The organism is Streptomyces sp. NPDC007084 (assembly GCF_040703595.1).
In the GTDB taxonomy this organism is placed as follows: Bacteria; Actinomycetota; Actinomycetes; order Streptomycetales; family Streptomycetaceae; genus Streptomyces.
In genome coordinates, this window is sequence record NZ_JBEYFY010000008.1 from 82,033 (window position 1) to 103,603 (window position 21,571).

23 protein-coding genes and 2 pseudogenes are annotated in these 21,571 nt (G+C 69.9%); 10 read left to right on the forward strand and 15 right to left on the reverse strand.

What is annotated here, in order from left to right; translation table 11 throughout:
- The first annotated feature begins 141 nt into the window (after positions 1–141).
- Complete coding sequence (locus AB0912_RS10090) at positions 142–480, forward strand: DUF2516 family protein (protein WP_366697898.1); 339 nt, start codon at positions 142–144, stop codon at positions 478–480.
- 194 nt (positions 481–674) lie between these two features.
- On the opposite strand, the gene AB0912_RS10095 is transcribed toward AB0912_RS10090, so the two are convergent.
- Both AB0912_RS10095 and AB0912_RS10100 read right to left on the reverse strand, forming a co-directional pair.
- A complete protein-coding gene (locus AB0912_RS10095) occupies positions 675–2,006 on the reverse strand; it encodes a fused response regulator/phosphatase (RefSeq protein WP_366697670.1) in 1,332 nt (443 codons plus the stop codon).
- Between the two features lie 427 nt (positions 2,007–2,433).
- Entirely contained in the window at positions 2,434–3,492 is a 1,059-nt protein-coding gene (locus tag AB0912_RS10100; RefSeq protein ID WP_366697672.1) for a saccharopine dehydrogenase NADP-binding domain-containing protein, read from the reverse strand.
- Positions 3,493–3,621: 129 nt separating this feature from the next.
- On the opposite strand from AB0912_RS10100, the gene AB0912_RS10105 reads away from it, so the two are divergent.
- On the forward strand, positions 3,622–4,557 hold the full coding sequence (locus AB0912_RS10105; protein WP_366697674.1) for a helix-turn-helix domain-containing protein: 936 nt from the start codon (positions 3,622–3,624) through the stop codon (positions 4,555–4,557).
- A 184-nt stretch (positions 4,558–4,741) separates the two neighbouring features.
- On the opposite strand, the gene AB0912_RS10110 is transcribed toward AB0912_RS10105, so the two are convergent.
- From AB0912_RS10110 to AB0912_RS10120, 3 genes are all read right to left on the reverse strand, one after another.
- On the reverse strand, positions 4,742–4,987 hold the full coding sequence (locus AB0912_RS10110; protein ID WP_366697676.1) for a hypothetical protein: 246 nt from the start codon (positions 4,985–4,987) through the stop codon (positions 4,742–4,744).
- Between the two features lie 376 nt (positions 4,988–5,363).
- Complete coding sequence (locus AB0912_RS10115; protein ID WP_366697678.1) at positions 5,364–6,515, reverse strand: NlpC/P60 family protein; 1,152 nt, start codon at positions 6,513–6,515, stop codon at positions 5,364–5,366.
- A gap of 208 nt (positions 6,516–6,723) precedes the next feature.
- On the reverse strand, positions 6,724–7,536 hold the full coding sequence (locus AB0912_RS10120; protein ID WP_366697680.1) for a class I SAM-dependent methyltransferase: 813 nt from the start codon (positions 7,534–7,536) through the stop codon (positions 6,724–6,726).
- Positions 7,537–8,009: 473 nt separating this feature from the next.
- On the opposite strand from AB0912_RS10120, the gene mshA reads away from it, so the two are divergent.
- A complete protein-coding gene (gene mshA, locus AB0912_RS10125; protein ID WP_366697682.1) occupies positions 8,010–9,347 on the forward strand; it encodes a D-inositol-3-phosphate glycosyltransferase in 1,338 nt (445 codons plus the stop codon).
- Between the two features lie 233 nt (positions 9,348–9,580).
- Entirely contained in the window at positions 9,581–10,069 is a 489-nt protein-coding gene (locus AB0912_RS10130; protein ID WP_366697684.1) for a YbjN domain-containing protein, read from the forward strand.
- 45 nt (positions 10,070–10,114) lie between these two features.
- On the opposite strand, the gene AB0912_RS10135 is transcribed toward AB0912_RS10130, so the two are convergent.
- Positions 10,115–10,906, reverse strand: coding sequence for an AraC family transcriptional regulator (locus AB0912_RS10135; RefSeq protein ID WP_366697686.1), 792 nt, complete (start codon positions 10,904–10,906; stop codon positions 10,115–10,117).
- 49 nt (positions 10,907–10,955) lie between these two features.
- On the opposite strand from AB0912_RS10135, the gene AB0912_RS10140 reads away from it, so the two are divergent.
- A complete protein-coding gene (locus AB0912_RS10140) occupies positions 10,956–11,480 on the forward strand; it encodes a DUF2000 domain-containing protein (RefSeq protein ID WP_366697688.1) in 525 nt (174 codons plus the stop codon).
- A 109-nt stretch (positions 11,481–11,589) separates the two neighbouring features.
- On the opposite strand, the gene AB0912_RS10145 is transcribed toward AB0912_RS10140, so the two are convergent.
- Complete coding sequence (locus tag AB0912_RS10145; protein ID WP_366697690.1) at positions 11,590–13,017, reverse strand: MFS transporter; 1,428 nt, start codon at positions 13,015–13,017, stop codon at positions 11,590–11,592.
- 198 nt (positions 13,018–13,215) lie between these two features.
- On the opposite strand from AB0912_RS10145, the gene AB0912_RS10150 reads away from it, so the two are divergent.
- Positions 13,216–13,977 carry a phosphoglyceromutase gene (locus AB0912_RS10150; protein ID WP_366697692.1) on the forward strand — a complete coding sequence of 254 codons (762 nt, stop codon included), beginning with the start codon at positions 13,216–13,218 and terminating at the stop codon, positions 13,975–13,977.
- Between the two features lie 80 nt (positions 13,978–14,057).
- Here AB0912_RS10150 and AB0912_RS10155 read toward each other — a convergent pair whose 3' ends face one another.
- The 5 genes and pseudogenes from AB0912_RS10155 to AB0912_RS10175 all read right to left on the reverse strand — a co-directional run bounded on the left by AB0912_RS10155 (position 14,058) and on the right by AB0912_RS10175 (position 17,270).
- On the reverse strand, positions 14,058–14,237 hold the full coding sequence (locus AB0912_RS10155) for a hypothetical protein (RefSeq protein WP_366697694.1): 180 nt from the start codon (positions 14,235–14,237) through the stop codon (positions 14,058–14,060).
- Between the two features lie 449 nt (positions 14,238–14,686).
- A pseudogene (locus tag AB0912_RS10160) lies at positions 14,687–15,534 on the reverse strand (site-specific integrase); the annotation flags it as partial.
- A pseudogene (locus AB0912_RS10165) lies at positions 15,513–16,037 on the reverse strand (conjugal transfer protein TraS); the annotation flags it as partial. The pseudogenes AB0912_RS10160 and AB0912_RS10165, both read right to left, overlap by 22 nt.
- Entirely contained in the window at positions 16,037–16,378 is a 342-nt protein-coding gene (locus AB0912_RS10170) for a hypothetical protein (RefSeq protein WP_366697696.1), read from the reverse strand. The gene AB0912_RS10170 and the pseudogene AB0912_RS10165, both read right to left, overlap by 1 nt.
- Positions 16,379–16,481: 103 nt before the next feature.
- Entirely contained in the window at positions 16,482–17,270 is a 789-nt protein-coding gene (locus AB0912_RS10175) for a GntR family transcriptional regulator (protein ID WP_366697698.1), read from the reverse strand.
- Positions 17,271–17,377: 107 nt separating this feature from the next.
- Between AB0912_RS10175 and AB0912_RS10180 the strand changes: the two genes are divergently transcribed.
- From AB0912_RS10180 to AB0912_RS10195, 4 genes are all read left to right on the forward strand, one after another.
- Entirely contained in the window at positions 17,378–17,785 is a 408-nt protein-coding gene (locus AB0912_RS10180) for an NUDIX hydrolase (RefSeq protein ID WP_366697900.1), read from the forward strand.
- 46 nt (positions 17,786–17,831) lie between these two features.
- Positions 17,832–18,260, forward strand: a complete 429-nt coding sequence (locus AB0912_RS10185) for an ATP-binding protein (RefSeq protein WP_366697700.1) — start codon at positions 17,832–17,834, stop codon at positions 18,258–18,260.
- A gap of 68 nt (positions 18,261–18,328) precedes the next feature.
- Positions 18,329–18,607 (forward strand): hypothetical protein, encoded by a 279-nt coding sequence (locus AB0912_RS10190; protein WP_366697702.1) that lies wholly within the window; start codon positions 18,329–18,331, stop codon positions 18,605–18,607.
- Positions 18,604–18,981, forward strand: a complete 378-nt coding sequence (locus AB0912_RS10195) for a hypothetical protein (RefSeq protein WP_366697704.1) — start codon at positions 18,604–18,606, stop codon at positions 18,979–18,981. The genes AB0912_RS10190 and AB0912_RS10195 overlap by 4 nt, the downstream gene beginning before the upstream one ends.
- Positions 18,982–19,317: 336 nt before the next feature.
- Here AB0912_RS10195 and AB0912_RS10200 read toward each other — a convergent pair whose 3' ends face one another.
- The 3 genes from AB0912_RS10200 to AB0912_RS10210 form a co-directional block, all read right to left on the reverse strand.
- Complete coding sequence (locus AB0912_RS10200) at positions 19,318–19,701, reverse strand: hypothetical protein (protein WP_366697705.1); 384 nt, start codon at positions 19,699–19,701, stop codon at positions 19,318–19,320.
- 47 nt (positions 19,702–19,748) lie between these two features.
- On the reverse strand, positions 19,749–20,957 hold the full coding sequence (locus AB0912_RS10205; protein WP_366697706.1) for a hypothetical protein: 1,209 nt from the start codon (positions 20,955–20,957) through the stop codon (positions 19,749–19,751).
- A gap of 212 nt (positions 20,958–21,169) precedes the next feature.
- A complete protein-coding gene (locus tag AB0912_RS10210) occupies positions 21,170–21,388 on the reverse strand; it encodes a hypothetical protein (RefSeq protein WP_366697708.1) in 219 nt (72 codons plus the stop codon).
- Positions 21,389–21,571 lie beyond the last annotated feature (183 nt).

The window sequence follows — 21,571 nt, forward strand, 5'->3', positions numbered from 1 at the left end:
AACCCCGAGCGGTGGGGGTGGCAGTACTACTTCACCGTTCGCGTTCACCGTTCGCGGACGGGCCGGGCACTCTCGGAGTTCCCGGCCCGTTCTCCGGGTACGGTGGCGAAACAAGACGACTAGACCCGGGTGGTGGGCATTGTGGCGATGACGGCGTTCGGCGGCCTCATGTGGCTGATCTTCACAGCCATGCTGGTGCTCGCCGTGGTGGCACTCGTGATGGCCGCGCTCGCCCGCGACGACGCCTACCGCGCCGCCGACAAGCAGAACAAGATGTTCTGGCTGATCATCCTCGGCATCACGGTCGCCGTGAACCTGCTGGTCCCCGTGCTGTTCCTGCAGATCGCGGGCCTGATCGCCACGATCGTCTTCTTCGTCGACGTCCGTCCCGCCCTGCGCCAGGTCTCCGGAGGAGGCCGCGGCCGCCGCGGCGGAAGCAGCAGCGACGGCCCGTACGGCCCCTACAACGGCGGCCGCTAGCCAGTCCTGGCCCCCTGGGTTCGCCGGGCCCCCTGGGTTCGCTGGGTTCACTGCGTCCGCTGGATTCGCAAGATCGCGCTGGTTCGGGTGCCCCCGCTCCCGGTGGGCCGGTGGCCCGGTCGCCCGGTGGCGGCCCAGTGGCCCGGCGGGACCGTCGCCGTAGCCCCGCATCCCGGCGTCCGGCAACCCCCTTGCTACGCCCCCCGATCCAGCAACAGCACCGCCACATCGTCCGCCAGTTCCCCGCCGTTGAGTTCGCGGACCTCGCTCACCGCCGCGCGCAGCAGCGCCTCGCCCTCCAGGCCCTGTGCGAGCTGGCGGCGGACCATGTCCACCATGCCGTCCTGGCCCAGGCGTTCGTTGCCCACGCCGGTGTGGCCCTCGATCAGGCCGTCGGTGTAGAGCATCAGGCTCCACGCGGCCCCCAGTTCCACCTGCGTGCGCGGCCAGCGCGCGTTGGGCAGCAGGCCAAGGGCGGGGCCGTTGTTCTCCTGCGGCAGGAGTTCCGCGGGCCGGCCCGGGCGGGCGATCAGCGGGGAGGGGTGGCCGGCCAGGCAGAGTCCGGCGCGACGGCCGTCCGGCGCGATGTCCACCGTGCACAGCGTCGCGAAGATCTCGTCGTTCTCCCGCTCGTGCTCCAGCACCTGCTGAAGCGTCGAGAGCAGTTCGTCCCCGCACAGGCCCGCGAAGGTCAGCGCGCGCCAGGCGATGCGCAGTTCCACGCCGAGCGCCGCCTCGTCGGGGCCGTGCCCGCAGACGTCGCCGATCATGGCGTGCACCGTGCCGTCCGCCGTACGCACGGTGTCGTAGAAGTCGCCGCCGAGCAGCGCGCGGGACCGGCCGGGGCGGTAACGCGCGGCGAACCGCAGCGACGAGCCCTCCAGCAGCGGCGTCGGCAGCAGGCCCCGCTCCAGGCGGGCGTTCTCCTGGGCGCGCAGCCGGGACTCCGTGAGCCGCCGCTCGGCCTTGTCGGAACGTTTCCGCTCCACCGCGTACCGGATCGCGCGGCTCAGCAGCCGGCCGTCCAGCTCGTCCCGGAAGAGGTAGTCCTGCGCGCCGACCCGGACCGCCTCCGCGCCGGTCTCCGTGTCGCCGGACGCGGTGAGCGCGAGTACGGCGTGCCGGGGCGCCAGTTCCAGTACGTGCTTGAGCGTCGCCAGTTCGTCGGCGCCGTCCGCCGCCCGGCCCGGCGCGGGCAGCGCGAGGTCGAGCAGGATGCAGTGGACGTCGTGGGTGAGCAGCCGCTCGGCCTCGGTGAGGTTGCGGGCGGTACGGATCCGGATGGGCCTACCGGCCGCGTCGAGCATGTCGGGTACGCCGAGCGCGCCCGTCGGGTCGTCCTCGATGACCAGGAGGGTCAGGTTGGTGGTGCTGTCGGCCGGGGCCGTGGCGGCACGCGGTGCCGGTGCTGTCCCGGCGGGGCCGCCGGCCGGGTCTCCGGATGGGCCGCCGGGTGAGAACACGGCGTGAGCCTGACCACTTTCCACGGCCGGGATCGCTCTCTGCCGCGGTACGGGTACGGGCATCGTCTGGGTTCCTTCCCTCCCCCCGAGGGCGTGGTGGGGCGAAGGACCTCGACCCACCGACGGGGACCATAGCGTCCGTGAGTGCCGCAACGGAATGGCGTACGGCACGGCGGACGGCAAAGAGCCAGCGTCATATGCCGCATCCCGTAACGCATTTGGACAGGACGTGGTCCCGTCGGGGATGACGAAGGTCACGTCGCCGGGGGAGGGCGCCGGGGGCAACCGTGCGGTGGGTCACGTGCGGTGGGTCACCCCCTCGCCGGGGCGTCTCCGGCTCACCGCGGGCGCCCGATGTAGTCCTCCGGCTCACCGCGGGGGCGCGACGCAGTCCTCCGGCTCACCGCGGGCGCGCCCGGCCGGCTGACCGGGCGAGCGCGGGGCCGGGCGGGGGCCCGGGGTCAGGTGGTCCGGGTCAGGTGGTCCGGGTCTACGGGTGTGAGTGCGGGTGCGATTGGCGGGGCGGGGTGAGGGTGAAGGTGATCGTCGGGGTGAGTGCGCGCAGGAAGTCCGGGGCGTCGAAGATCTTGCCGGCGGAGGCGACGCCGGTAGTTCTCGTGCGGCCGGTCAGTACGCGGTCGACGGCCTCGGCGACAAGGGGCGCGGTGACGGCGTAGATGTCCCGGCCGGCCGCCGTGGCCCGGCGTTCGGCTCCGCCGGAGCGCACGACGGCGTCGACGAGGAAGGTCTGGCCCGAGCGACCGCTCTCGTCGGTGGCGGCGGGGGCCGGGGTGTGCGGGGCCGCGAGGTCGCGGACCGCCTCGGTGGTCATGTACGTGGTCACGTCCGGGATGGACAGGTGCTGGGGGACGGTGACGACGTCCGCCATCGTGAACTCCCCGATCACCGGCCGCCGCCCCACCGGCTCCGGGAAGGCCCACTCCAGGGCGGGCGCGGCGTCGCTGCGGCGCTCCCAGCGCCCGCCGGTGTAACGCAGGCGATGGGCGCCGCGCCGCTCGCGCGAGACCGCGCCCGAGAGGCGGGTGCCCGCGGTGGGGTGCCAGTCGCTGAGCGCGTACGCGATGTGCGCCTCGTCGGCCTCGGTCCAGTCGCCCATCGCCGCCGTGACCAGCAGGTCGCCCAGACCGCCGAAGAAGGCCATGGCCGGGACGATCACCGCCTTCTCGTCCCGGGCCCGCTCGCGGTAGTGGGCGAAGGTGTCGAGGTTCGCCTCCAGCTCGGCGGCCACGTCCAGGTACGGGACCCTCGCGCGGAGCGCCGCCTCGATCACCGGGCCGGTCGTGGAGGCGAATGGGCCGGCGCAGTTGACGACCGCCGCCGTGCCCGCTAGGGCCCGGTCGAGGGAGGCGGGGTCCTCGGCCGACGCCACTCTGGCCTCCCAGCCGTGCCGGCCGGCCAGCTTTTCCAAGGCCGGCGCGTTACGTCCGGACAGCACCGGCACGAACCCCCGCGCGGCCAGCTCCGCGACCACGAACCGCCCCGTGTGCCCGTACGCCCCGAACACCGCCACCAGATGACCTGACCCCATGAGACCGCTCCCGCCCGTTCGGACCCCCGCCGCGCCCTCGATCCGCCGCGGCCCTGATACCCCCATCCTGTTCTCGCGACAGCACCTCGGGGGAGCGTCGGAAACGACACGCCCCGTACAGTTCCGGACATGGCCTCCGTCGCGCTGGCCGTCACCGACGGCATGCTCGCCTACGAACTGTCCGTGGCCGTCGAGGTCTTCGGGTCCGACGTGACCCACCTCGTGGACCCCTGGTACGACTTCCGCCTCTGCGGGAGCGACCCGGTACGCGTCGGCCGCTTCCTCCTGGAACCCGACCACGGACTCGACCACCTCGCCTCGGCGGACACGGTGATCGTCCCCGGCTGGGCCGACACGGACCGCGAACCGCCCGCCGCCCTGGTCGAGGCCGTTCGCGCCGCGCACCGGGCCGGCGCCCGCGTGGCCTCGCTGTGCACGGGCGCCTTCGTACTGGGCGCGGCGGGGCTGCTCGACGGCAGGCGCGCCACCACGCACTGGGCCCACACCCGCGAACTGGCCCGGCGCCACCCCGCCGCCACCGTCGACCCGGACGTCCTCTACGTCGACAACGGCGACGTCCTCACCTCGGCGGGCAAGGCCGCCGCCATGGACCTGTGCCTGCACCTGGTCCGCCTCGACCACGGATCGGCCGTCGCCAACACGATCGCCCGCCGCCTGGTCATCCCGCCGCACCGCGACGGCGGCCAGGCCCAGTTCATCGCGACGCCCGTCCCCGCCGCGGGCAACCACCCGCTCGGCGAACTCTTCCCGTGGGTGCTGGAGCGGCTGGACCAACCTCTGACCGTGGAGGACCTGGCCCGCCGGGCCGGCATGAGTTCACGCCACCTCGGCCGGCACTTCAAGCACCTCACCGGCACGACGCCGTTGCGGTGGCTCCACGCCCAGCGCATCCGCCACGCCCAGGAACTACTGGAGACCACCAACGCCACCGTGGACACCGTCGCCGCGGCCACCGGCATGGGCACCGCGACCACGCTGCGCCGCCACTTCCACCGCAGCGTCGGAGTCTCGCCGGACACCTACCGCCGCACCTTCCGCGCCTGAGGACGCGACCGCCCGTTCAGCCTGACCGCCGACCGCCGACCGCCGACCGCCGACCGCCGACCGCCGACCGCCGACCTCCGACCGCCGACCTCCGGCTTCCGGCCGCCGGTCACCGGCCATCGACCGCCGTCCGCCGTCCGTCGGCCACCGTCCGCCGTCCGCCGTCCGCCGGCCATGGCGCGCGTCAGGGGGCGCGGTCGTCCGCGTGTTCGTCCGCGCGTTCGTCCTCCGGCGTACGGCGCACACGCCACACCCCGCATACGGCCCCCAGGGCCCCGCCCACGACGGCTGCCGCCACCGCCCACACCCCGCTGCCCGCGAACCCCGCCCCGAGCAGGCCGGCGAGCAGGGCGCCGATCAGCAGATACATGACGACGATGAATCCGGCGGCGAGGTAGCGGTCCCGCAGCGGCGGGATACCACCGTTCACCTTTCCGCTCCCGTACCACCGTCCGCGGCCCATCGGCCCGAGCCAGCACAGATGTTGGAGGCGTTCGCCCGCGTGATGTGCGCGGTCTGACGGCACCGTTGCATGAGGTCCTCGCGTCGCGTCCCGGTCGGCTGGTCCTCCTCTCGTGTGTCCGGGAACGGTCGCGGCAACCCCGGTTCTACGGGGGGAGGGGCAACCCCGGTTCTACGGGGGGAGAGGGGGCCGGGGGAGGCGGGGATCCCATCCCGGCCCCACGCCGGACGGCCTCCGCCCCACGCCGGGCGACCTCCGCCCTACGCCGGACGACCTCTGCCCCACGCCGGGCGACCTCCGCCGGACGCCGGACACCGGACGCCCCCGCCCTACGACCTTCGCCCTACGCGTCCGGCCGCACGACGCCCAGGATCCGCATCGAGCCGGCGCCCGCGATCGTCACGTTCCGGCCCGGCCGGGGGGCGTGCACGATCGCTCCGTCGCCTATGTACATCCCGACGTGGCTGGCGTCGTCGAAGTAGATGACCAGGTCGCCGGGGCGCATGTCCTCCACCGGGACGTGCTTGAGTTGCTTCCACTGCTCCTGCGAGGTGCGCGGGATGGGGTGGCCGGCGGCGGCCCAGGCCTGGGAGGTGAGGCCCGAGCAGTCGAAGGAGCCCGGACCCTCGGCGCCCCAGACGTACGGCTTGCCGATCTGGTCCGTCGCGTACTTCACGGCCTTCTTGCCCGCCGCGGAACCCTTGCTCTTGATGTCCGCGAGGACGCCGGAGCCGAGCCAGGCCGACTGAGCCTGGTAGGCGGCCTCCTCCTCCAGCTTCGCCAGCCGCTCCTTCTCCTTCTTCTCCAGCCGGGATTCCAGCTCCTCGGCGGCGGCGATCTTCTTCGTGATCTTCTTCTGGGCCTCGGCCTTGGCCTCGCGGTTGGCCTCCAGCTTCTTCCACTGCGCCGAGGCGTCCTGCTCGTACTGCTTCAAGTCCTGCTGGGTGCGCGCCATTTCGCCCAGCAGGCCCTTGGTGGCGTGCTCGCCAGCCCGCACGCGGCCCGCGCCGTCCAGGAAGCGCTGCGGGTTGTCGCTCAGCCACAGGCGGGCCTCGGGAGGCAGGCCGCCGCCGCGGTACTGCGCACGGGCCGCGGCACCCGCGCGGTCCTTCAACTCGTCCAGCTTCGCCTGGCCCTTGACGATCTCCCGGGCCAGATCCACGATCTCGGCCGACTGCTTCTCGGCCTTCTCCTCCGCCGCGTTGTACGCGTCCGTGGCGACCGCGGCGTCGTGGTAGAGCTTGTCGAGCCGAGCGCGGACGGCCTCAAGCTCCCTGTTACTCACCGGCTTCGGAGTTCCGGTCGCCGTCGCGCCCGGGGCCGGGGTCGCTGCCCCGCCCGCGCCCGGGGTCGGCGCCGGCCGCGGGGACCCGGTGGATGTCGGTTTCGGTGCCGGACTCGCGTACGCCACCCCCGGTGTCGCCAGCACCGCGCAGGCACATGCGCAGGCCAGGAACAAGGTCGCCGTCGTCAGACTCCGCTTGCCGGATCCCATTGCTTCGCCCCCCACCTGATTTACCGTCAGTAACTTCCGGACGTCCCGGGGATCGTGCCATGTCGGCGCGCAATGCGACAGAGCCGGGCAAGAAACTCCCTTCCCACCAGCCCCGTCCGGCATGACGCTCGTGTCCCCCGGCCTGTGTGACGTGCGACTCGTCGAGATCGTTCCCACCGCTTGCGGAGGGCACGGCTCCGCGGGTGCGTCAGACGCGCGGGGCCAACGCCTGCCAGAGCAACGTCACTTCGCCCTGGCGCCAGCGCGCGATCCCGTCCGCGACCGGCCAGTCGGCTCTCAGGTCGCGGACCGCGCGTATCCAGCGCTGCCGGGCGCCGTACGACGCGTACGGAGCGGCGGCCGCCCAGGCGCGGTCGAAGTCGCGCAGGAACGCGTGCACGGGCTCGCCCGGGACATTGCGGTGGATGAGCGCCTTGGGCAGCCGCTCGGCCAGGTCGGACGGGCGGTCCAGGGAGCCGAGCCGGGTGGCGAACGTGACCGTGCGCGGGCCTTCCGGGCCGAGGGCGACCCAGACGTGCCGGCGGCCGATCTCGTCACACGTGCCCTCGACCAGCAGCCCGCCCCCGGAGCCCGGGGCCGCCGGCGCGAGCCGCGCGCACAGCCGCCGCCAGACCTCGGCGACCTGCTCCTCGTCGTACTGTCGCAGCACGTTCGCCGCGCGGATCAGGGTCGGGCGGCCCGGCACCGGGACCTCGAAGCCGCCGTGCCGGAAGGCGAGGCCCTCGCGCTCGTACGGCAGGGCGGCGGCCACGCGGGCCGGCTCGATCTCGACGCCGAACACCCGGGTGCGGGGCGCGGCGGCGCGCAGCCGGGTCAGCAGCTCGACCGCGGTCCAGGGCGCCGCCCCGTAGCCGAGGTCGACCGCCACCGGGTCCGCGGACCTGCGCAGCTCGGCGCCGTGCGTCGCGGCGATCCAGCGGTCCATGCGCCGCAGGCGGTTGGGGTTCGTCGTCCCGCGTGTCACCGAACCCACAGGCCGGGACGCTGCGCGGGTTGTCATGCGTACGAGAGTAGGCGGCCTCGGCCAGGCCCGTTCCACCCTGTGGACAACCTCGGGTCGCCTCCCACAGGCCTGTGGATAACTCGGGTGACCCGGTGACCCGGTGACCCGGTGACCCGGTGGCTCGGTGACCCGGCGCCCCGCCCCGCCCTGCCATGCCCAGCCCTGGGCACCGCTCACGCTTGCTGCCCGCGCTGCCCGCGCTGCCCGCCCCTGTCCGCGCCGCCCCCTGTGCCCGGCCCTCGGCACCCCGGAATACCCGGCGGCCAAGCCGGGAAGACGCCTCCCTGGGTCGAACGGTTGAGCGACCGGCGGTAATGATTCGGCAAAGCGGAAATGGAGCGGAGACCTCCGGCGTTCCCTCTGCTGGAGGGTGCCGTGTGTCCTCCTGCTGGAGGGTGCCGTGTGTCCTCCTGCTGGAGGGTGCCGTGTGTCCTCCGACCGGCATGCCCGCAGCGAGGAGGAAAAGCCACGTGAGCCAGTACGTCAGCAGGCTCGGGCGTCGCTCCGCGGCGGGGCCCTCGCGGCTCAGGCTGCACCGCAGGCCCCGACGCGTCGCGATGCTCTCCGTGCACACCTCACCCCTGCACCAGCCCGGCACGGGCGACGCGGGCGGCATGAACGTCTACATCGTGGAGCTGGCCCAGCGCCTCGCCGCGATCAACATCGAGGTCGAGATCTTCACGCGCGCCACCACGGCCGCGCTTCCGCCCTGCGTCGAACTCGCCCCCGGTGTCCTCGTCCGGCACGTCGACGCCGGCCCCTACGAGGGCCTCGCCAAGGAAGACCTCCCCGCCCAGCTCTGCGCCTTCACGCACGGCGTCATGCAGGCCTGGGCCGGACACCGCCCCGGCTACTACGACCTCGTGCACTCGCACTACTGGCTCTCCGGGCACGTCGGCTGGCTGGCCGCCGAACGCTGGGGCGCGCCCCTGGTCCACGCCATGCACACCATGGCCAAGGTCAAGAACGCCTCGCTCGCCGAGGGCGACACACCCGAGCCCGCCGCCCGTGTCATCGGCGAGACCCAGATCGTGCGCGCCGCCGACCGCCTCATCGCGAACACCGCCGAGGAGGCCGACGAACTCGTCCGCCACTACGAGGCCGAGGCCGGCAAGGTCGCCGTCGTCCATCCCGGTGTGAACCTCGACCGCTTCTGCCCTGGTGACGGCCGCGCCGCCGCCCGGGCCCGGCTCGGCCTGCCGCAGGACGCACTGATCCCCCTCTTCGCGGGCCGCATACAGCCCCTGAAGGCCCCCGACGTGCTGCTGCGCGCGGTCGCCGCACTGCTCGACGAGCGGCCCGAACTGCGCCGCAAGATCCTCGTGCCGGTCGTGGGCGGACCCAGCGGCAGCGGGCTCGCCAAGCCCGAGGGGCTGCAGAAGCTCGCCGCGCGGCTGGGCATCACCGATGTCGTACGGTTCCGGCCGCCCGTCGGCCAGGACCAGCTCGCGGACTGGTTCCGGGCCGCTTCCGTGCTGGTCATGCCCTCCTACAGTGAGTCCTTCGGGCTCGTCGCCATAGAGGCGCAGGCGGCCGGCACGCCGGTGCTCGCCGCCGAGGTCGGCGGCCTCCCGGTGGCCGTCAAGCACCGGGAGACGGGCTTCCTGGTCCCCGGGCACTGTCCCGCCGACTACGCGCGCGTGCTGGGCGAATTCGCGGACGATCCGACCCTTCCCGACCGGATGGGCGCGGCGGCGGCCCGGCACGCCGAGCGCTTCGGCTGGGACACCGCCGCCGCGGCGACGGCGGACGTCTACACGGCGGCGACCCAGGAACACCGGCGGCGGGTGCGGGCGCATCACGCCTGAGGCGCCTGTGGGTGTTGAGGTGCTTGTGGTTGTTGAGATGCGGGTGCCTGTGGGGGTGGCGCCCGGGGCGGGCACGCGCGCGTGGCGCCGGTGTTCCCGGCCCGCACCCGCACCCGCACCCCGGAAGGGGTGACCCCGTGTCCGAGTGGACCCTGTGTCCTGTGGACCCCGTCCCCCAGTCGACCCGGTATCCGAGGTGACCCGTTGTCCGAGGGGTCACGTACGCTCGCCGTATGGCTGACGCAGCGTCGATCATCGAGCAGGTCCTCACCGAGGCCGAGCTGGAGTGGGAGAGTCCGGCGGCGGGCTCGTACGTGGTGAAACTGCCCGGCACCCGCAAGCTCTCCACGACGGTCTCGCTGATCGTCGGCAAGCACTCGCTGTCGCTGAACGCCTTCGTGATCCGCCATCCCGACGAGAACCACGAGGCGGTCCACCGCTGGCTCCTGGAGCGCAACCTCAAGCTCTACGGCGTCTCCTACGCGGTCGACTCCCTGGGGGACGTGTATCTCGTCGGCAAGCTGCCGCTGGCCGCCGTCACGCCCGCGGAGGTCGACCGGCTGCTCGGCTCGGTCCTCGAAGCCGCCGACGGCTCCTTCAACACCCTCCTGGAGCTGGGGTTCGCCTCGGCCATCCGCAAGGAATACGAGTGGCGGGTGTCCCGTGGCGAGTCGACCCGCAATCTGGACGCGTTCACGCACCTGACCGAGCGCCCCGCCTAAGGACCGCCCCGCGCGAGCCTCCTCACGACCGTCCGCCCCAAGTCCTCACGACCGCGCGTACCGTCCCGGAGTGACCCCCACCAACCGCCGGAAATGCCGGGTGAGATGGGACTGGTCGTAGAAGCCGGTCGCGGCGGCCACCTCGCCCGGCGGGCGTCCGTCGAGCAGCAGGCGGCGGGCGCGGTCAACCCGGCGGGACATCAGGTACTGGTGCGGAGCGATGCCGAACGCGCCGCTGAACGCCCGTACGAGATGGGCGGGATGGGCGTGCACGAGCCGCGCGGCCTCGTCCAGGGCGACCCCTTCCACCAGGCGCGCGTCGAGGAGTTCGCGCAGCCGGTGCGCCAGCGGCCGGTCGGGGAGCGGGAGTCCGGCCGCCGCCGAGGGCCGTAGCCGGCCGCGCAGCCGCTCCGCGATCAGCGTCAGCCTGCTGTCGGCCTCCAACTCGTCACCGGGGTGTGCGAGCGCCGTGTGCAACTGTCCGACCCGCCGTCGTAGCACCGGGTCCACCAGGTCGGGACCGTCGACGGCAGGCCCGATCAGGTCCTCGCCGAGCCGTGAGCTGTCGAGGTAGAGGACCCGTTTGCGGAAGCCGTCCGCGGTGGCCGGGGCGCCGTTGTGCGGGATGTGCGGCGGCAGCAGGGACACCGTGTCGTGCGGGGTGCCGTGCTCGTGCCGGTCCAGGTCGTACCGTACGGCGCCGTCGTCGACGATCAGCAGCGTCCAGGCCTCGTGTACGTGCATCGGGTACGCGTACTCGGTGTAGTGGGCGTGGAACACCTCCACGACGCCCGGGACACCCGGGCGCCACGCGGAGATCTCCCGTTGCGGAGCCATGCAAAGAACGTACAAGACCGCGCCGGACCCCGGTCGGCAGTCTCAAGGCATGAGCAGCGACAACAACGAGAACAGCGACAACAGCGACAACAGCGACAACAGCGAGGCCGGCTCGAACGGCGCGGGCACCGGCGACGGTGTGAACGTCTCCGGCGACGCCCCCGTCCGCTTCGACACCAAGATCGCTGTCGTCCTGCGCGACGACCTGGAGCCATGGCAGCGGCTCAACGTGACCGCGTTCCTCGTCAGCGGCCTGGGCACCGCCGTCCCCGAGGTGATCGGCGAGCCCTACGAGGACGGCGACGCGGTCGGTTACCTGCCGATGTTCCGCCAGCCGGTCATGGTCTTCGAGGCGTCCAAGGAGACCCTGACCGCTGCCCACGGCCGCGTGCTCTCCCGGGCGCTGCCCCGGGCTCTGTTCACGTCCGACCTGTTCGCCACCGGCAACGACCGGGACAACCGCGCGGCCGTACGGGCCGTGCCGACCGCCGGCCTGGACCTGGTGGGCCTCGCGGTGTACGGGCCGCGGAACGCGGTGGACAAGGTGGTGAAAGGGGCGCGGATGCATCCGTGAGGCTCCCCGGCCCGGGAAGCGGGAGGGGCGGGGGCCGTGCGCGGGTGCGGAACCCGGCACCCGGGGCCCGGCACCCGGCACCTGGCGCCCGGAACCGGGGGCCCGGTTCTCAGGCCGAGGCGGACTCCGGGCGGGCCGCCGTTTCGCGGGGCGCCGGCACCGGTTCCCGTACGGGGGACGCTCCCGGTTCCCGTACGGGGGACGGACCCGCCTCCCCGGGGACGGGGGACGCTCCCGGTTCCCGTACGGGGGACGGACCCGCCTCCCCGGGGACGGGGGACGCTCCCGATTCCCGTACGAGGGACGGACCCGCCTCCCGTACGGCGGACGCCACCGACTCCTCCGGCGGGAGGCTGCGCATGAGGAGTGTGTAGCCGAGGCCGGCGACCGTGCCGACCAGGGCGCACAGGCCCCACAGGTAGGCGGCGCCGAAGTGGTCGATGACGACGCCGGACATCACCGGGGCGATGAGCGCGGCCAGGGCCCAGGACAGCGTGTACATGCCCTGGTAGCGGCCGCGGCCGTGGACGGGGGAGAGGCGGACGACGAGGCCGGTCTGTGTGGGGGCGTTGACGATCTCGGCGAGGGTCCACACGCAGACGGTGAGGGTGAAGACGCCCACCGAGCCGGCGAAGGCGGTGAGCCCGAAGCCGTATCCCGCGAGGACCGACGAGACGACCAGGAGCCGCCGGGGATCGCGGTGCTCGATGAAACGGGTCACCGGGATCTGGAGGACGACGATCAGTACGCCGTTGACCGCGATCGCCGTGCCGTAGTCCGCCGGGGTGAAGCCCGCCTCGCCCATCGCGACCGGCAGGCCGACCGAGCCCTGCTGGAAGACGAGCGCGACCAGGAAGGACAGGCCGACGACGCTCATGAAGCGGCCGTCGCGCAGCACGGTCCCGAGCCCGACGGCGGGCGCGGTCTCCTTGGCGACCGGCGCCGGCTTGGACTCCGGGAGCTTGGCGAAGACGACGAACGCGCAGATCAGGGTCATGCCGGCCTCGATGAGGAAGCCCGCGAGGTAGCTGAACTCGGCGATGAAACCGGCGCCCATGGAGGAGACGGCGAAGCCGAGGTTGATGGCCCAGTAGTTGAGGGAGAAGGCGCGGACGCGGTCCTCGGGGCGGACGATGTCGGCCATCATCGCCTGCACGGCGGGCCGGGAGGCGTTGCTCGCCATGCCGACCAGGAAGGCGACCGCGGTGATGGCCACCGGGTCGTGCATGAAGCCGAGCAGGGCGACCGAGCCGGCCGTCGAGACCTGTGCGACGAGGAGGGTGGGGCGGCGCCCGAAGCGGTCGGTCATGACGCCGGCGACCAGCGAGGAGACGACACCGCCGAGGCCGTGCAGGGAGGCGACGAGACCGGCGTACGAGGCGGAGTAGCCCCGGTCGAGGGTCAGGTACAGGGCCATGAAGGTGGCGACGAAGGCGCCGAGCCGGTTGACGAGGGTGCTGGTCCACAGCCACCAGAACTCGCGGGGGAGCCCGGACACGGTCTCCCGGACGGCACGTCTGACGACGGCGACAGGCATGGAAAATCCCCCACGGACGTAAGCGGCTCTGGCGGTGAGCACAACTTACGAGGGTGCGGTCCCGGAGGGCCACTCGATTAACAGATGCCGTCAACTGACCGGCGCCGGGGAGGGCGGGGGACGGCGGGGCGGGGCCGCCGGTGTCCGACTGGCGACCGAGCGCGCGAGCGGTCCGGGGGTTCGATTACGCTCGGAGGCATGGCCGACGCACCGTACAAGCTGATTCTCCTCCGCCACGGCGAGAGCGAGTGGAACGCGAAGAACCTGTTCACCGGTTGGGTGGACGTCAATCTCAACGAGAAGGGCGAGAAGGAGGCAGTCCGCGGCGGTGAGCTGCTCAAGGACGCCGGCCTGCTGCCCGACGTGGTCCACACCTCGCTCCAGAAGCGCGCGATCCGCACCGCGCAGCTCGCGCTGGAGGCGGCGGACCGCCACTGGATCCCGGTCCACCGGAGCTGGCGCCTGAACGAGCGTCACTACGGCGCCCTTCAGGGCAAGGACAAGGCGCAGACGCTCGCCGAGTTCGGCGAGGAGCAGTTCATGCTGTGGCGCCGCTCGTACGACACCCCGCCGCCGCCGCTCGACCGCGACGCCGAGTACTCGCAGTTCGACGACGCGCGCTACGCGACGCTGCCGCCGGAGCTGCGTCCCCGGACGGAGTGCCTGAAGGACGTCGTCGTCCGCATGCTGCCGTACTGGTTCGACGCCATCGTCCCCGACCTGCTGACCGGCCGCACGGTCCTGGTCGCGGCCCACGGCAACAGCCTCCGCGCCCTGGTCAAGCACCTCGACGGCATCTCCGACGCCGACATCGCGGGCCTGAACATCCCCACCGGCATCCCCCTCTCCTACGAACTGGACGCCGACTTCAAGCCCCTGACCCCGGGCGGCACCTACCTCGACCCGACCGCGGCAGCGGCGGCTATCGAGGCGGTCAAGAACCAGGGGAAGAAGAAGTAACGCGACGTCAGAAAGCCCCCTACCCCCAGATTCTCTGCGGGTAGGGGGCTTTCTAGTGGGCCTCGGTCGTCTCTGGGCCGTCAGGTGCGGCGACGCCAGCGGCGGATGCGGATGTCGAAGACGATCAGTATGGCCACGGGGATGGCGATATCGGCGGGAGCGTTGGCCCACAGGGCAAGCGCACCGCCGGCTGTACCGATGAGCGCGATCGGCACGTCGCGGGGACAGATGTCGACGGTGACACCTGTGCGTGGGACCATGTGGCCTCCATCTGTGGTCGGTTCCTTGCTAGGGCTTCCGAGCGCGGAAATGGAAACGAATGCCGCCCCTGCTCGGGCGGCATTCGTGTGTGGTGAGACTTTCGCATAGCTGCGACGCATACACAAACAGCCAGCTAGGCGGGATCTCTACTGCGACAGTAGAAAAGTGGAAAGATCGGCTGTGCAAACCGCGTTGTCCATTTCCATGGACAGATTGTTCATCTTGATGAACAGGTGCAATGTGGCTGCTGAGAGGGTCGGTTCGAGGTGAGAATAGCGGTTGAGGTGGAGGCTTGCGGGTTTCTCCTCGATTTCCTTGCTCGCGAGCAAGGTTTCCCTCGCCCGGGAAACCTCTGAGGCTCTACTTGAGAGCTCTCGCATAGCCCTAAATCAAGGCGGCGGGATCGGCACAAATTCCTCGTACGTGCGGTCGATTGCCTTCCGGGTTCTTCCTGGCTGGACGGCATCAGGTGCGCGTACACCCGGAGCGTCAGACCCGGGTCCGAGTGGCCCAGGTACTCGGCGAGGGCCTTGACGTTCTCCCCGGCGTCCAGGAGCACCGAGGCGTAGAAGTGGCGGAGCGCGTGCATCCCGTTCTCGCGGGACTCGGCGTACGGCTGTCCGCGCTCGGGGACCGGAATCACCCCGGCGCCGGCCAGCGCCCGCTTCCACGCCTCCTCGTTGAGCGACGTGCGCCAGACGTGCCCCCTGCGCGGTCCGGTGAAGATGAGCCGCTTGGTCACCGGGGGACCGTCCGCGACCTTCCACGGCAACGTGATCTCTGCCGGAGAGAACTCCTTCATGTGCGCCCGAAGGGCGTCAGCGACTGGCCCCGGGAGCGGTACGTCCCGAAGCTTGCCACCCTTCGGCGGAGCGAATACGGCCTTGCTGCGGCTCAGCTTCAGTTGCTGGACCACGTGAAGCGTGTCCGACTCGAAGTCGATCGCGTCCACCGCGACGCCGAGGATCTCCCCCTGACGAAGCCCGCAGCCGCCGCCCAGGTCTACCATCGCTCGGAAGCGCTCGGGCATGGCCGCGCGAACAGCGAAGACTCGTTCCGGCGTCCACGGAATCACGCGCTTGGTGTCGACGGTCGGCGGCCGGACCGAGCGAGCCGCACACGGGTTGCGGGGGAGATGCCCGTCATCCACGGCCGCGCTCAACGCAGCACGCACGTTGGAGTAGATCGTCCGGGCATACGAGCCGCGGATGCTGTTCTCCTGTAGTGCCGTACCCAGTCGGGGATGTGGGCGGGTTGGAAGGACCCGAGCGGGCGCGTACCCAGGAACGGGAAGGCTCCCGCAGGGCCACGGGCACTTTGAGGAGCCGAGACACGACCTTGCGAGGCATACGCACACGCCGCAGTACGTCGAAGCCGACGAGCCGCAGTTCGACCACGCCCGGCTTGACGGTCGTGACGTACACGGCGTGCCCCCCCCAGGCGTGCCGGAGCCGTTCCGCCGAGGCGGCGACGTCTGCCGGCTCCTGACCGGGCGCGAGCCGAAGGCGAAGGCGTAACCCGGTCGAGGTCGGTCGGATGATGCCCCGCCGCGGTGGTACGGGCCGAACTTCACGGCGGGTGGTGGCCTTGACCGCCAGGACCCGCAGCCGGGACGGAGCCACAGTCAGGCCGCACGCCTCCATGACCGAGTTGTACGAGCCGAGGAGCGGGGCCGTGGATATCGGAGGCCGACCGTGGACCAGTAGACGCCGGGGTTGCCTGGCCCGGGTGTAGGCAGCCCCGCCGCCGAGTGCGGTGACAGGACCACCCACCTCCAGGAGCGTTGACAGGTCGGTCATCAGACCGTGGCCCCCATGGCGGCCGGGAACATGGCCGGGGTGACGGCGGCGGAGCGGTAGGCGATGCCGTGCCGCTGCTGGCCGTTGAACACGCTCTCCCATGGCCGGGCCACGAGACCCGGCAGCGAGATCGGTGCGGCGAGCGCGAGCCCCTCGGACACCCCGCTCTCGGGCACAGTGACCTCTCTCAGAGAGGGCTCCCCTTCCTCCATGTACACGACGCCGATCGTCATCAGTGCCTCACCGGTGTTGACGTCCTTGGCGATCGCGCCGGTCTGACGGTCACGGACCCTGGGCTCGGGTGCCTCGGTCAGCAGGATCCTCGCGGCCGAGGTCTCCACACGGCTGGTGCGAAAGAGTTCTTCCTTCTTCCTATTTACTCGTCTAAACGAGTATGCCTGTTGGCGGGTACGAGTCCGAAGAAGTGGCCTCGCGCACCGCCTGTCAGGTCGCCGGGAGCTGGTACGACAGCACGTATGCGTCCGCCGCCATCACCGTGTCGCAGACCTCGACCGCCCGTCCCTCCCTGTCGAAGGCGGTCCGGATGAGGTGGATGATCGGCACACCGGCCGCCAGCCGAAGCGTCTTCACCTCGGTCGGGGAGGGCATCCGGGCACGGATCTCTTCTTCGAAGTGGTCGAGGTGGTGGCCCAGTTCTTCGAGGCGGGCGTAGATGCCGCCGGGGCCGGGGTTGGGTTCGGCGATGGGAGTCCCGCGGGCGATGTCGAGCGGGAGGTAGGAGGTGGCGAACTCGACCGGCTTCCCGTCGAGCAGGTACCGGCGCCGACGCGCGAGAACCCGCCGAACGGACCCGAGCCGCGTGGAGATGTCCTGGCTGGCCTTCTCCTCCTTGACTTCCAGGCTGTCCACCTGTGGGTGACTGCCGGCCGCGTCGGCTTCCACGATGAACGCGGATTTGCCCTGCTCCCGGTGTCGCCGGGCGAAGCGGTCCGAGGCGAGCCGTCGCACAGGCGGTCGTGGTCGTACGAAGACTCCCCTGCCGTGCTCGGCGTGCACCAGGCCCTCACCCTGGAGGATGGAGAAGGCGTTGCGGACCGTCATCCGGGATACGCCGTAGTGCTCGACAAGGTCGGCTTCGGAGGGCAGCTTCTCGCCCTCCCGGAATCGCCCACGGTCGATGGCCTCGCGCAGCTGATCGGCGATCTGCCGGAAGACCGCACGATCGCTCGTGGGGTCGAGATCACCGAGCAAGCCCGAAGGGAGAGGGCTCACGAGTACTCCTTTAGGTATCTAGACGAGTGGGCGAGTGGTGTTGCTACGGTGGAGAGCCTAGTCAGCCGAGAGGGCCGAGGAACGTGAGCACAGAACGCCCGCACTCCGTGAGCGTCGCCGGGGTCGTCGTGGACGACCAAGGCCGGGCCCTCCTGATCCAGCGCCGGGACAACGGCCATTGGGAGCCGCCGGGCGGTGTCCTCGAAAAGGAGGAGACCATCCCGGAAGCCCTCCAGCGCGAAGTCCTCGAAGAGACCGGCATCAAGATCGCACTCCCGGCGACCCTGACTGGCGTCTACAAGAACATGAAGGGCTTGATCGTCTCTCTGGTCTTCCGCTGCGAGGCCGCCGACGGCACGCCCACCACCGGTGACGAGACCCGCGCACTGCGCTGGGCCAGTCGTGAAGAGGTCACCGAGCTTGCCGACGAGGCGTACGCGATCCGCGTCCTGGACGCACTCGACGCGGCATCCCCGCCGGCCATCCGCGCCCACGACGGCGTGAAACTCGTCTAGCCCGAACCCGCTGCACATGGCGGCCTACCAGCACGAAGGAACTTGTATGCACGAGTATACGAGCACTGCGCGGGTCTGGGGACTCACTTGCCCAGGATTTCCGGAAGAGGTGAGCAGGGCCCGCCGCTGGACGCGGGACATCCTGCGTGGTTCGCCGTTGGCCGAGGACGCCGAGTTGATCGTGAGCGAGCTAAGCGCCAATGCGATCCTCCACACTGCCAGCGGACAGCGGTCGGGCAGCTTCCATCTGGCTCTCGCGGTCTCTTCCCAGGTGGTTGCTCTGTCGGTCACAGACGACGGCGGCGCCGGGACAGCGCCGAAGGCCGAGCACGCCGACCAGGACGCCACACACGGGCGGGGCCTGGGCATGGTCAGCTTGATCGCCCACCGTGTCGTGATCCACGACAGCCAGGCCGGTCACACGGTCACCGCGGAACTCTTCACAAGTGCCCAGCCGGGAGGTCACCGGTGCTGACGTCGACAACTCCCGAGGACTTAGCGGAAGCGGGGCCGGGACGGGGTGGCACCTACCGCTGCTGGGCCGTGGCGTACCCACTGCACGAGACCAGCTCGATCCACCTGGGATCGCACGATGCGACGAGTCCCCGCCTGGCCCTGCGGTGGCTACGCGAACGCACGAGGAACGTCACGGACCAGCTCGACACGGCATACGCCCAGCCGGGCCGCTACTGGCTAAGGGACGAGCACGAACACGAACGAGCCCTTACCTACCTGATCACGGGCACGGCCTACCAACTCACCCTGCACGACGAGAACACGCGCTACGTCCTCGTGGCCTACCCGCCCGGAGTGACCTCGTGAACGGATACATCCGCGGCTTCTGGTGCGAATGCTGGACCGAAGACCTCACCAGGGCAGAGCAGCCGGCCCTTCACAGCTCGTTCGACGCCCACTCGGCCAGCCAGGCAGACCGCTGGATAGCGATCGCACTGCGCGCCATCACGCCAGCGCTGGACTCCAGGGCGTCCGACGAAGCCTGGGAGTGGCTGTACGAGGGCCGCATCCAGACGAGGAGAGCTCTCCTGCGCTCGGAGCCCTGCACAGTCACGATCAACCACGGCGGCACACGCATCTCTTGGACGGCCCGACCAGCGCTCTTCCTACCCCTGGCACGCCGACGAAGCCTCGAACTTCCGTCCTGCGCATATGACTTCAAGCCCCACGCGACCGACTGAGTTACAACTTTCTCTACTGGTTCAAGGCGGCTCGCTCCGCTCCCCGCGCGCGGCCCGGCCCCTGCCGGACCTGCGCTCATGTCTCCGCCCCGCTCCAGCCCGGCCGGTGTCCGTGCCGCGCGTTAGCAATCAGCCACTTGCCGTAGAAGGGGTACGTCGTGGCTGGGGCGGTCGGCTCCGCGGCTTTGCGGAGCCACTTTGGCGCGAGCCTCGCAGATCATGGACCCAACGTCGTGCTTTACCGGGCAGGTCCACAGACTGCCCGACTCGCCGCAAGCTTATGGGGCCATGATCACTCGCGCCAAAGCAGCGCCACCCCAAAGTCGCTCCACCGACCTAAGGCTGTCCACCTTCAAGCCGCTGCAAGGCAGACGGGAAATCCAGGACCGCACGCCTAATGGCTCGATAGTCATCCTCGGGGACTACAACATCGGGGCCGATTTCGTCAAATTCATCACCATAGAAGAGTCCCATGAAGAAGTCATCATCTTCGGACCCTTCGCCGAAGAGGTTGCGTGGAGCATTAGCAGTCTGCAGAAGTTGCACGTAGCAGCCGTAGTCAATCTGCAGCACGTCGAAGCGAGCGCCGGGCTGACTCTTACTTGAATACCCTCTCTTGATGACGTGCAGAATCCGCTCATCCACGAGTTGTTGTACCAAGGGATGCGACACATCGTCGGGAGAAAGAAGGAAGGCCCGCGCTTTCTTTTGATTGATCACATCGTGAATGATGATGTCCAAAAGCTGTCGGGCCTGCGGATTAGCGTTCAGAAGAGCTTGTTTCGAGTCTGATATACCTGACTCGCCGCCCGCCGAACGTGATCTGTACTGATGGGCCTAGACCCGGCCCTGAGGGCGGCTCTCGAAGCAATCAGCAACGCATCGCGTGGCACACCCTCTGCAGCTCGCACCAATTCCTGCAAGGCGGTGGTTTGCGTGAAGAGTAGCCGCACCATCTGAGTGTGGCCGTCAAGCTGCTGCGCCCCCCGATCCTTGAGCACTTGATTCAAGTGCCGCGTCAGCAGCCGTTTATAGAAGTCTGTTGCACGACTAGTCTGCTCCTCCCTGTTCCTAGCCGGGAAGACCACAAATTCGTCGAGGTCAAGGATCGGGAAGAGCTCAGCTCCCACTTCTACGCCGATGTAACCGCCGTCCTCCCGTTTGAGGCGCCAAGAGGTGCGATGGGGGATCGCGGCAATTCGGACACTAACCTTCGGTATCGAGAAGAAGAGCCGGCGAAGCATCTCGGCGAGGTACGGCTGCAGATCCATAGGCAAGCCGCTCCACTCGTCGATTAGCAGCCAGAAACGAGGGGCTGGGTGGGCTGCAACGACTTTGCCCAGCAGCGACCCGAATGCGCCGAAATGGACGCGATGCCGCACCACGCCCGTCTGCTTAATCCGCGTGGAGTCTGTCAGCTTCTCGCTGGAGTCCGCTTTCGCGGTAATGCCCATTCGGGGGCTAGAGCCGAAATTGGCATCAAATCCAGCAGTTCCGGCCTCAAGCGACTCGGAGCCCCTTGTTTCCTCAACCTCGCCTTGATCCGACACGATAATTTGCCCGAAATGGTCACACATCAGGTCAATGTCATCAATGCAGACATCAAGGGGACCGTTAAAGGCTTCCTCGACAAGGCGATTATGGATGATCCCAAGGACGTCCACCAAAAGTCTGGTGGCTCGCTGTACTAGGCTGATGCTGGAATCTGAGTATATGCCTTCTGTGGATCCAAGGTCCCGTTCAACATCGATGTAGACGACGAAAGCACCGTCGGCCGCTTCGGTCTGTTCCAGGTATTTCAGGGCGTGGGTTTTGCCAGTTCCTCGACGGCCATAAATGATGCCGTTGTCTCGATTGGCAAGCGCGTCAGAAAGCCCACCACTGTCGACATAGGTAGCGACCACATGCTCATCACTGACCCGCTCTGTGCGCTTCTCAACGCCCTGCAAAGCCTTCAACAGGTCTGCGGTTTCCACTGCCCCGTAACCCTCCCCGCCCGTGATCGTCCCGCAAGCGTAGCGTCGCTGAGTCCGGTGAGAAGGCCTAGCGAAGGGAAAGTGTGCTGACGCGTGGGGTGACCGCCCCCTGGGGGGGTGATGGCGGTGCGGGCAGGGCCCTGTAAGCAGCAGCCCTGCCCGCCGCAGAGAGCCCCGGCCGGATGACGCCTACCGCCAGGGACCGCCGGGCGTCACAACCTGTCGCCGCCCGCGCCGATCTTCTTGGAAATCAGGACCGAGATCGCACGGGCGTGGTTGGCCATGGCGCACAGGTGATCTCGGATCGAAACGGCCGGACCGGTAGCCGACTGGCCGCAGGGCGCCATCGGGTTCGAGGCCAAGGCTATGAGCCAGGTGACGCCGAGCAGGGCGGGCACGATCTGGCCGATCTGTGCGATCTTCATCAACACGGTTGGTCCCCCTCATCAGGTTTGGACGTGATGTGTGGTGTGCCGGGCGCCGCGGCACGCATCAAGAATCACGACGGGGGGATCAAGATCGCAAACGGTGAAAGAGGGGGCTGACCAGCCTTCTAAGTTGGTGCGGTGGGTACGATTCGCCTTCACCGAGACCTCGGTGAAGGCGAATCGTAC

Coding starts and splice junctions, on each gene's coding strand:
- AB0912_RS10095 (WP_366697670.1), bottom strand. CDS start 2,006: ATGCCCGTACCCGTACCGCGGCAGAGAGCGATCCCGGCCGTGGAAAGT.
- AB0912_RS10100 (WP_366697672.1), bottom strand. CDS start 3,492: ATGGGGTCAGGTCATCTGGTGGCGGTGTTCGGGGCGTACGGGCACACG.
- AB0912_RS10105 (WP_366697674.1), top strand. CDS start 3,622: ATGGCCTCCGTCGCGCTGGCCGTCACCGACGGCATGCTCGCCTACGAA.
- AB0912_RS10115 (WP_366697678.1), bottom strand. CDS start 6,515: ATGGGATCCGGCAAGCGGAGTCTGACGACGGCGACCTTGTTCCTGGCC.
- AB0912_RS10120 (WP_366697680.1), bottom strand. CDS start 7,536: ATGACAACCCGCGCAGCGTCCCGGCCTGTGGGTTCGGTGACACGCGGG.
- AB0912_RS10130 (WP_366697684.1), top strand. CDS start 9,581: ATGGCTGACGCAGCGTCGATCATCGAGCAGGTCCTCACCGAGGCCGAG.
- AB0912_RS10135 (WP_366697686.1), bottom strand. CDS start 10,906: ATGGCTCCGCAACGGGAGATCTCCGCGTGGCGCCCGGGTGTCCCGGGC.
- AB0912_RS10140 (WP_366697688.1), top strand. CDS start 10,956: ATGAGCAGCGACAACAACGAGAACAGCGACAACAGCGACAACAGCGAC.
- AB0912_RS10145 (WP_366697690.1), bottom strand. CDS start 13,017: ATGCCTGTCGCCGTCGTCAGACGTGCCGTCCGGGAGACCGTGTCCGGG.
- AB0912_RS10150 (WP_366697692.1), top strand. CDS start 13,216: ATGGCCGACGCACCGTACAAGCTGATTCTCCTCCGCCACGGCGAGAGC.
- AB0912_RS10155 (WP_366697694.1), bottom strand. CDS start 14,237: ATGGTCCCACGCACAGGTGTCACCGTCGACATCTGTCCCCGCGACGTG.
- AB0912_RS10185 (WP_366697700.1), top strand. CDS start 17,832: ATGCACGAGTATACGAGCACTGCGCGGGTCTGGGGACTCACTTGCCCA.